Source organism: Paracoccus sphaerophysae (assembly GCF_000763805.1).
Taxonomy (GTDB): domain Bacteria; phylum Pseudomonadota; class Alphaproteobacteria; order Rhodobacterales; family Rhodobacteraceae; genus Paracoccus; species Paracoccus sphaerophysae.
The window spans coordinates 107,382-116,507 of record NZ_JRKS01000003.1 but is presented as its reverse complement, the minus strand read 5'-3'; the positions used below and the strand labels follow the sequence as shown (position 1 = coordinate 116,507).

General features: G+C 69.5%; 9 protein-coding genes and 1 pseudogene. 9 read left to right on the top strand and 1 reads right to left on the bottom strand.

Annotated elements, in window-relative coordinates; genetic code table 11:
* Nucleotides 1–464 (top strand): annotated as a pseudogene (locus IC63_RS18350) (hypothetical protein); the annotation flags it as partial.
* Nucleotides 465–513: 49 nt separating this feature from the next.
* Here the strand turns inward: IC63_RS18350 and IC63_RS02415 are convergent.
* A complete protein-coding gene (locus tag IC63_RS02415; protein WP_036716549.1) occupies nucleotides 514–828 on the bottom strand; it encodes a DUF1476 domain-containing protein in 315 nt (104 codons plus the stop codon).
* A 122-nt stretch (nucleotides 829–950) separates the two neighbouring features.
* Between IC63_RS02415 and purC the strand changes: the two genes are divergently transcribed.
* From purC to IC63_RS02375, 8 genes are all read left to right on the top strand, one after another.
* Complete coding sequence (gene purC / locus IC63_RS02410; RefSeq protein WP_036716593.1) at nucleotides 951–1,709, top strand: phosphoribosylaminoimidazolesuccinocarboxamide synthase; 759 nt, start codon at nucleotides 951–953, stop codon at nucleotides 1,707–1,709.
* An 11-nt stretch (nucleotides 1,710–1,720) separates the two neighbouring features.
* Nucleotides 1,721–1,960, top strand: coding sequence for a phosphoribosylformylglycinamidine synthase subunit PurS (purS, locus tag IC63_RS02405; RefSeq protein ID WP_036716548.1), 240 nt, complete (start codon nucleotides 1,721–1,723; stop codon nucleotides 1,958–1,960).
* A gap of 67 nt (nucleotides 1,961–2,027) precedes the next feature.
* Nucleotides 2,028–2,912, top strand: a complete 885-nt coding sequence (locus IC63_RS02400) for a LysR family transcriptional regulator (RefSeq protein ID WP_036716546.1) — start codon at nucleotides 2,028–2,030, stop codon at nucleotides 2,910–2,912.
* Nucleotides 2,913–2,987: 75 nt separating this feature from the next.
* Nucleotides 2,988–3,500: a formate dehydrogenase subunit gamma gene (locus tag IC63_RS02395; protein ID WP_084115390.1), complete on the top strand. Its 513-nt coding sequence runs from the start codon at nucleotides 2,988–2,990 to the stop codon at nucleotides 3,498–3,500.
* Nucleotides 3,500–5,026, top strand: a complete 1,527-nt coding sequence (locus tag IC63_RS02390) for a formate dehydrogenase beta subunit (RefSeq protein ID WP_036716544.1) — start codon at nucleotides 3,500–3,502, stop codon at nucleotides 5,024–5,026. The genes IC63_RS02395 and IC63_RS02390 overlap by 1 nt, the downstream gene beginning before the upstream one ends.
* Nucleotides 5,023–7,911 (top strand): formate dehydrogenase subunit alpha, encoded by a 2,889-nt coding sequence (gene fdhF / locus IC63_RS02385; RefSeq protein WP_036716542.1) that lies wholly within the window; start codon nucleotides 5,023–5,025, stop codon nucleotides 7,909–7,911. The genes IC63_RS02390 and fdhF overlap by 4 nt, the downstream gene beginning before the upstream one ends.
* Nucleotides 7,912–8,015: 104 nt before the next feature.
* Nucleotides 8,016–8,807, top strand: coding sequence for a formate dehydrogenase accessory sulfurtransferase FdhD (gene fdhD / locus IC63_RS02380; protein ID WP_036716591.1), 792 nt, complete (start codon nucleotides 8,016–8,018; stop codon nucleotides 8,805–8,807).
* A gap of 3 nt (nucleotides 8,808–8,810) precedes the next feature.
* The gene (locus IC63_RS02375; protein WP_084115386.1) at nucleotides 8,811–9,110 is read left to right on the top strand and encodes a formate dehydrogenase subunit delta; all 300 of its coding nucleotides are present in this window, start codon (nucleotides 8,811–8,813) and stop codon (nucleotides 9,108–9,110) included.
* Nucleotides 9,111–9,126 lie beyond the last annotated feature (16 nt).

Genomic DNA, 9,126 nt, shown 5'->3' with positions numbered 1-9,126 from the left:
CACCAGATCCGCCGGCCCCGGCCGAGGACGTGCCGCAGCTGGCCAAGGTGGTTGCGCCGGCGGATCTGGTGGTGCCCGCGGGGTTGGCTTTCACCAATTATGACTTCGAGCTGGCGGGCGAGCCGCCTCGCTGGGGCGCCTATGCGGGGGGCGCGATCATCGACCTGCTGACCACCTCGGCCGAGGTGCGGCAGGCGGCGCGGACCTATCTGCCCTGGCTGGCGGTCGCGCCGCTGATCGGCATCGCCAGCTGGATGTTCGACGGCATCTTCATCGGCGCCACCCGCACCCGCGAGATGCGGCAGGCGATGATCCTGTCGGTGGCGATCTATGTCGTCGCCCTGCTGATCCTGCTGCCGGCATTCGGCAATCACGGGCTGTGGGCGGCGCTGATGGTCCTGAACGGCGCCCGCGGCCTGACCATGGCGCGGCTGTATCCGCGGGTCGAACGCGCCGCGGCATGAAAAAAGGGCCCCGAGAGGGCCCTTTCCGGTCGTCGGTTCAGGAGGTCGCTCAGCTTTCCTCCGCGACCTGGCGGCGGGCCTCGGCGCGCAGCTCGGCCATCTTGGCGCGGATCGTCGCCTCGTCGGCCTTGCCCGACAGATCGTCCGCCAGCTTGCGGAACACGTCATCCTCGCCCGGCTCTTCGAAGTCCGAGGTGACCACGGTCAGCGCATAGGTGCGGGCGTCGTCGCCGGTCTTGCCCAGCAGCCCGGCCGCCCATTCGCCCAGCAGCCGGTTGCGGCGCGCCTCGGCCTTGAAGCGCAGCTCGGCGTCATGCGCGAACTTGGCCTCGTACGAGCGTTCGCGGTCGTCGAAAGTGGTCATCACGGCCTCCTTGATCGGTTGCGCCTCATATGCCCACGCGGCCCGGGTCCCGCAAGCCCGTATTGCCCCGCAACCGCGTTCGGCCTATGGGTCGGGCGAACCCCACGCAGAAAGGCGCGATCATGGCCCCGCGGCGCAAGAAGATCTATGAAGGCAAGGCCAAGATCCTGTACGAAGGCACCGAACCGGGGACTCTGATCCAGTATTTCAAGGACGATGCGACGGCCTTCAACGCCCAGAAGAAGGCGGTGATCGAGGGCAAGGGCGTGCTGAACAACCGCCTGTCCGAATTCTTCATGCAGGGCCTCGGCAATATCGGCGTGCCGACCCATTTCATCCGCCGCATCAACATGCGCGAACAGCTGATCCGCCAGGTCGAGATCATCCCGCTCGAGGTCATCGTCCGCAACTTTGCCGCCGGCTCGCTGTCCAAGCGGCTCGGGATGGAGGAAGGCACCCAGCTGCCCCGCCCGATCGTCGAATATTCGTTCAAGAACGACGAACTCGGCGACCCGATGGTGTCCGAGGAATACGTCATCGCCTTCGGCTGGGCGTCGCAGCAGGACCTGGACGACATCGTCAGCCTCGCGCTGCGGGTCAACGACTTTCTGTCCGGGGTGTTCTACGGTGTCGGCATCAAGCTGATCGATTTCAAGATCGAGATCGGGCGCATCTGGGACGGCGATTTCATGCGGCTGGTGGTGGCCGACGAGATCAGCCCCGACAGCTGCCGGCTGTGGGACGTCAAGACCGGCCAGAAGCTGGACAAGGACGTGTTCCGCCGCGACCTGGGCAACCTGACCGACGCCTATACCGAAGTCGCGCGGCGCCTGGGCGTCATGCCCGCCGCCGCTCCGGTCAAGCCCACGCTGATCAACTGAGGAATCCGCCGATGAAAGCCCGCGTCACCGTCATGCTGAAGAACGGCGTCCTGGACCCGCAGGGCGAGGCGATCCGGCACGCCCTGGGCACGCTGGGCTTTGCCGGCGTCACAGGGGTCCGTCAGGGCAAGGTGATCGAGCTGGAGCTCGCCGCCACCGACCGGGCCGCGGCCGAGGCCGAGGTCGGCCAGATGTGCGAAAAGCTGCTGGCCAACACGGTCATCGAAAGCTGGAAGGTCGAGATCCTGTGAACCCTGCCGGCCCGGGGCGCTGCACGGGCCTTGGGGATTTGGCCGACCGCCCGATTGCGGCCCGCCGATGATCGACCGGCTGGCGATGTTCATGGTGCTCGCCCGGCACGAGCATTTCGGGCGCGCGGCCGAAGAACTGGGCATCACCCAGCCGTCGCTGTCGTCCTCACTGAAGGCGCTGGAGGATCAGCTGGGCGTCCAGCTGGTCCGGCGCGGTTCGCGCTATCGCGGCCTGACCCCCGAGGGCGAACGGGTGCTGGACTGGGCCCGCCGGATCGTCGGCGACGCGCGGACCATGCAGGCCGAACTGCGCGCGCGCCGCACGGGGGTCACGGGGCGGCTGCGGCTGGGGGTGATCCCGACCGCGATGCCGCGCATCGCCGGGCTGACAGCGCCGTTCCTGATCCGCTATCCTGGGGCCGAGGTGGCGATTCTCTCGCGTTCGTCTGACGAGATCCGGGACCAGATCGCGGCGCTGGAACTGGACGCCGGCGTCACCTATCTGGACGGCACCGCGCCGGGGCGGGTGCAGACCGTGCCGCTGTTCACCGAGAACCTGTGCCTCGTGGATCGCAGCGCCGAGACCGGACCGGCCAGCTGGGCCGAGGCCGCGACCCGCCCGCTCTGCCTGCTGACCCCCGACATGCAGAACCGCCGCATCGTCGCGGCCGAGCTGGCGAAGGCCGGCTCTCCGGTCGCGCCGCGGGTCGAATCGAACTCGATGCTGGCGATCCTTTCCCATGTCACGACAGGGGCTTGGGCCGCCATCCTGCCCAATGCGCTGGCCGAGGGGCTGCCGCTGCCGCGCGGGGTCACGGCGCGGCCGCTGACCGGCGGCACCGGCCATGTGGTCGGGCTGGTGGCGGCCGAGCGCGAGCCGCGGCCGCCGCTGATCGAGGCGCTGTTCCAAGTCGCGCGCAGCGTCAATGACGATAGCTTTCGGCTATCATAGAACGGGTCTTTCAGATTGATCTGTCTATCACCGCCCGCTTAGCCTTCGGCCAGCCAGACGTCCTGTGGAGCCGCGATGACATCCCCTGCCGAGCCCGTCCTTCCCAACCGCTCCCGCGCGCCCGAACTCGACAGCGACGGCATCACCCGCCTGGACGCGATCATCGTAAGCCATCGTGACCGCGAGGGGCCGCTGCTGCCGATCCTGCACGACGTGCAGGCCGAATTCGGGATGATCCCCGAAGGCGCGCAGCCGCTGATCGCGCACGCGCTGAGCATGAGCCGGGCCGAGGTTCACGGCGTCGTCAGCTTCTACCACGATTTCCGCGACCACCCGACCGGCCGCCACGTGCTGCGGCTGTGCCGGGCCGAGGCCTGCCAGTCGGTGGGCGCCGATGCGCTGGCCGATCAGGTCCGCGGCGCGCTGGGCCTGGACTGGCACCAGACCACCGCCGACGGCCGCCTGACGCTGGAGCCGGTGTTCTGCCTGGGCCTGTGCGCCTGCGGCCCGGCCGCGCAGATGGACGACCGGCTGGTCGGACGGGCGACGACCGACCGCGTCGTCACGCTCGCGACCGAGGCCGCGTGATGAGGGTCTGGGTTCCGATCGACGCCGCCGCCCGGGCGCTGGGCGCGGACGATGTGGCGGACGCGATCCGGCGCGAGGCCGCGGCGCGGGGCGTCGAGATCACGCTGACGCGCAACGGCTCGCGCGGGATGATCTGGCTCGAGCCGCTGGTCGAGGTCGAGATCGACGGCGTCCGCATGGGCTTTGGCCCGATGACGCCCGAGGACGTGCCGGCGCTGTTCGACCCCGGGCATCCCCGGGCGCTGGGGCCGGTGGACGAGCTGCCGTGGATGAAGGCGCAGTCGCGGCTGACCTTTGCCCGGGTGGGGGTGATCGACCCGCTGTCGCTGGACGACTACCAGGCGCATGGCGGGCTGGCCGGTCTGCGCGCCGCCATCGCCGCCCCCGAGGTGATCGTGCAGGCGGTGACCGACTCGGGCCTGCGCGGCCGGGGCGGGGCGGGCTTTCCGACCGGCATCAAATGGGCGACCGTGGCCCGGGCCGCGGCCGAGCGCAAATATATCGTCTGCAATGCCGACGAGGGCGACAGCGGCACCTTCGCCGACCGGATGCTGATGGAGGGCGACCCCTTCACCCTGATCGAGGGCATGGCGATCGCCGGCCTCGCGGTGGGGGCGGTGCAGGGATATGTCTATATCCGCAGCGAATATCCCGACGCGATCCGCGCGATGGAGTCCGCGATCCGCATCGCCCGCGGGTCGGGGGTGCTGGGCACGGGCATCCTCGGCTCCGCCCACGACTTCGACATGGAGGTGCGGGTCGGGGCTGGCGCCTACGTCTGCGGCGAGGAAACCTCGCTGCTGAACTCTCTGGAAGGCCGCCGCGGGACGGTGCGGGCCAAGCCGCCGATCCCTGCGCTGGAAGGCTTCCTCGGCCGGCCCACGGTGGTGAACAACGTGCTGTCGCTGGCCACGGTGCCGTGGATCATGGCCAACGGGGCCGAGGCCTATGCGGCCTATGGTCTGGGACGGTCGCGCGGCACCATGCCGCTGCAGATCGCGGGCAACGTGCGGCACGGCGGCCTCTACGAGATCGCCTTTGGCCTGACGCTGGGCGAGATCGTGGAACACATCGCCGGCGGCACCGCCAGCGGGCGCCCGGTCAAGGCGGTGCAGGTCGGCGGCCCGCTGGGCGCCTATTTCCCGCCCGGCCTGTTCGACACCCCCTTCGGGTACGAGGAGTTCGCCGGCAAGGACGGCCTCGTCGGCCATGCCGGCATCGTCGTCTTCGACGACACCGCCGACATGCGCGCGCTGGCCCGCTTTGCGATGGAATTCTGCGCCGTCGAATCCTGCGGCAAGTGCACGCCCTGCCGGATCGGGTCGGTCCGCGGAGTGGAAACCATCGACCGGATCGCAGCCGGGGATCTGGACGCGATCCCGATCCTGACCGATCTTTGCAACACGATGAAATGGGGCTCGCTTTGCGCGCTGGGGGGCTTTGCGCCCTATCCCGTGATGTCCGCCCTGACCCACTGGCCCGAGGATTTCACGGGCCCGGCGCACCGGAAGGAGGCAGCCGAATGAAGGACTTCGTCATTCCGCCCGCGGACTGGACCCGCGACATGGGCACCCCGGCCTCGCGGTCCGACATCGCGGTGACGCTGACCGTGGACGGCATCGGGGTCACCGTCCCCGCCGGCACCAGCGTCATGCGCGCCGCGGCCGAGGCCGGGATCACCGTCCCCAAGCTGTGCGCCACCGACAGCGTGACGGCCTTCGGGTCGTGCCGGCTGTGCGTCGTCGCCATCGAGGGGATGCGCGGCACCCCGGCCTCGTGCACGACCACGGTCGCCGAGGGCATGGTGGTCCACACCCAGACCGACGAGATCGCCCGCATCCGCAAGGGCGTGATGGAACTGTATATCAGCGACCACCCGCTGGACTGCCTGACCTGCGCCGCCAACGGCGACTGCGAGTTGCAGGACATGGCCGGCGCCGTCGGCCTGCGCGACGTGCGCTTCGAGCCGGGCGAGAACCACGTCTACGCCCGCCAGAACGGCGCGCCGAACCCGGAATGGCGGCCCAAGGACCACTCGAACCCCTATTTCACCTTCGATCCGTCGAAATGCATCGTCTGCTCGCGCTGCGTGCGGGCCTGCGACGAGGTGCAGGGGACCTTTGCCCTGACCATCGAGGGCCGAGGCTTCGACAGCCGGGTGTCGGCGGGCATGGCCTCGGACGACTTCCTGACCTCGGATTGCGTCAGCTGCGGCGCCTGCGTGCAGGCCTGCCCAACCGCGACGCTGCAGGAAAACACCCAGATCGCCATCGGCACGCCCGAACGCATCGTCAAGACGACCTGCGCCTATTGCGGCGTCGGCTGTTCCTTCGACGCGCATATGCGGGGCGAGACGGTGGTCAAGATGGTGCCCTCGAAAGAGGGCAAGGCCAATCGCGGGCACAGCTGCGTCAAGGGCCGCTTCGCCTGGGGCTATGCGACCCACGCCGAACGCATCCTGCACCCGATGATCCGCGAGGATTACCGCGACCCGTGGCGCGTGGTCAGCTGGGACGAGGCGCTGGGCTTTGCCGCCGGCCGGCTGAAGCTTGCGCAGGAACAACATGGGCGGGAATCGGTGGGCGTCATCACCTCGTCGCGCTGCACCAACGAGGAAACCTATCTCGTCCAGAAGCTCGCCCGCGCGGTCATGGGCAACAACAACACCGACACCTGCGCCCGTGTCTGCCATTCGCCCACCGGCTATGGGCTCAAGACGACCTTCGGCACTTCGGCCGGCACCCATGATTTCGATTCGGTCGAGGATACCGACCTGGCGCTGATCATCGGGGCCAACCCGACCGAAGGGCACCCCGTCTTCGGCTCGCGCCTGCGCAAGCGGCTGCGGCAGGGGGCGGGGGTCATCGTACTCGACCCGCGCCACATCGACCTGCTGGACAGCGTCCACCGCAACGATGCCTGGCATCTGCCGCTGCTGCCCGGCACCAACGTCGCGGTGCTGACCGCGATGGCCCATGTCATCGTGGCCGAGGGGCTGCAGGATGACGAGTTCATCCGCACCCGCTGCGACTGGGATGAATACCTGGCCTATCGCGAGTTCCTGCTGGACCCGCGCCATTCCCCCGACGAGGTCGCCCGCGCCAGCAACGTCCCCGCCGACCTGATCCGCCAGGCGGCGCGGGCCTATGCCAAGGCACCCCGCGCCTCGATCTATTACGGGCTGGGCGTCACCGAGCATTCGCAGGGTTCGACCACGGTGATGGCGATCGCCAACCTCGCCATGCTGACCGGCAATATCGGCAAGCCCGGCACCGGCGTGAACCCGCTGCGCGGGCAGAACAACGTCCAGGGCTCGTGCGACATGGGGTCGTTTCCGCACGAATATCCCGGCTATCGCCACGTCACCGACACCGAAACGCGCGAACTTTACGAACGCGTCTGGGGCGTGCCGCTGTCCGATGAACCCGGCCTGCGCATCCCCAACATGTTCGACGCGGCGACCGAGGGGACTTTCCGTGGCCTCTATTGCCAGGGCGAGGACGTGCTGCAATCCGACCCCGACACGACCCACGTCAAGCGGGCGCTGGCGAGCCTCGACATCCTGATCGTCCACGACCTGTTCCTGAACGAGACGTCGAACTACGCCCATGTCTTCCTGCCGGGGTCGTCCTTCCTGGAAAAGGATGGCACGTTCACCAATGCCGAACGGCGGATCAACATGGTCCGCAAGACGATGACGCCCCTGAACGGGTACGCGGACTGGGAAATCACCCAGATGCTGGCCAACGCGATGGGCGCGGCGTGGGATTACACCCACCCCTCGCAGATCATGGACGAGATCGCGCTGACCACCCCCAGCTTCGCCGGCGTCAGCTTCGACCTGCTGGACCGGGAGGGCTCGGTCCAGTGGCCCTGCAACGACAAGGCGCCGCTGGGCACGCCGGTCATGCACATCGACGGCTTCGTGCGCGGCAGGGGCAAGTTCATCCACACCGAATATGTGGCGACCGAGGAACGCTCGGGCCCGCGCTTTCCGCTCCTGCTGACGACGGGGCGGACGCTGACCCAGTACAACGTGGGCGCTCAGACTCGGCGGACCGACAACCTTGTCTGGCACGCCGAGGACCGGCTGGAAATCCACCCCTCGGATGCCGAGAACCGCGGCATCCGCGACGGCGACGTGGTGCGGGTTGCCAGCCGCGCGGGCGACACCACGCTGCGCGCGCTGGTGACCGATAGGGTGGCGCCGGGGGTGGTCTACACGACCTTCCATCACCCCAACACCCAGGCCAACGTGGTGACCACCGACAATTCCGACTGGGCGACCAACTGCCCGGAATTCAAGGTGACGGCGGTGCAGGTCAGCCCCTCGAACGGGCCGTCGGAATGGCAAGAGGAATACCGCGCCCACGCCGAACTGGCCCGCCGCATCCTGCCCGCCGCGGAATGACCGGCCCGGCCGCGCTGCGCGACGCCGTCCGTGACGGGGGCCGACCACCGGCTGCCGAGCCCGGCTCCGGCCGTCCGGCGGCACGCTGGCGCGGGGGGGCGTGGGTGGACGTGGCCGCGGACCCACCCGCTCCGGCGCCCGAGGAGGCCGCGGTGGCGGTGGTGATCGACGGCAGCTCTCAGGCGGTGCTGATGGCGACGCCGCACGATCTGGACGACTTCGCGCTGGGCTTTGCCCTGACCGAGGGGCTGATCGACGGCCCCGGCGACGTTGACAGCGCCGAGGCGGTCGAGGTCGAGGCCCCGATCCCTGGCCGCGCCGCGTGGGAGGCACGGCTGTGGCTGCGCCCCGGACTGTCCGTGCGTCTCGCCGACCGCCGTCGCAGCATGGTCGGGCCGGTGGGCTGCGGGCTGTGCGGGGTGGACAGCATCGCCGCGGCCCTGCCGGCGGTGACCCGCGTAAGGGCAGACACCCGCTTTGCCCCCGCTCAGGTCGGCGCCGCGATGCTGGCGCTGTCGCAGGGGCAGCGGCGGTGGCGCGAGACGCCCGCGATCCACGCCGCCGCGCTGTGGACCCAAGATGGTGCGCTGGTGCGCGAGGATGTGGGCCGGCACAACGCGCTGGACAAGTTGGCCGGCGCGGTGGCCCGGGGCGGTGCCGATGCCGGCGCTGCCGCAGTGCCCGATGCCGGGCAGGGGGCGGTCGCGATGACGTCCCGGCTGTCGGTCGACCTGGTGCAGAAGACGGTGCGGCTGGGGGCCCCGGTGCTGATCGGCGCGGGCGTGCCGACCCGGCTCGCCATCGCCTGGGCCGAGGCCGCCGGGCTGACCCTGATCGGCCGCGCCCGCGAGGGCGGCTTTGACGTTTTCACCCATCCTCACCGACTGGAGCCGTGAGCCATGTCCGAGATTTCGGAACACTCTCCCACCGAAAAGCTGATGCGCATGGCCGGCCAGATCGCCGATTTCTTTCGCAGCCAGCCCGATCAGCCGCCCGAGGAAGGCGTCGCCGGCCATATCAACGATTTCTGGGGCTATCGGATGCGGCAGGACTTCCTGGCCTTGCTCGACCGCGGCGCGACCGACGATCCGGTGCTGCTGGCGGCCGGGCCGCTGATCCGGCTGCCGGGCGAGCCGTCGGAGGGGGTTGCGCCGAACGACCCGCTCACCCACATGAACGAGGCCGAGGCAGAAAGCTGATCTGTCCGCGCGGCCG

Bases quoted from the DNA above. Each gene is read 5' to 3' on its own strand.
- fdhF (WP_036716542.1), top strand. From the start codon at position 5,023: ATGAAGGACTTCGTCATTCCGCCCGCGGACTGGACCCGCGACATGGGC.
- IC63_RS02375 (WP_084115386.1), top strand. From the start codon at position 8,811: ATGTCCGAGATTTCGGAACACTCTCCCACCGAAAAGCTGATGCGCATG.
- IC63_RS02395 (WP_084115390.1), top strand. From the start codon at position 2,988: ATGACATCCCCTGCCGAGCCCGTCCTTCCCAACCGCTCCCGCGCGCCC.
- IC63_RS02415 (WP_036716549.1), bottom strand. From the start codon at position 828: ATGACCACTTTCGACGACCGCGAACGCTCGTACGAGGCCAAGTTCGCG.
- IC63_RS02390 (WP_036716544.1), top strand. From the start codon at position 3,500: ATGAGGGTCTGGGTTCCGATCGACGCCGCCGCCCGGGCGCTGGGCGCG.
- purS (WP_036716548.1), top strand. From the start codon at position 1,721: ATGAAAGCCCGCGTCACCGTCATGCTGAAGAACGGCGTCCTGGACCCG.
- IC63_RS02400 (WP_036716546.1), top strand. From the start codon at position 2,028: ATGATCGACCGGCTGGCGATGTTCATGGTGCTCGCCCGGCACGAGCAT.
- purC (WP_036716593.1), top strand. From the start codon at position 951: ATGGCCCCGCGGCGCAAGAAGATCTATGAAGGCAAGGCCAAGATCCTG.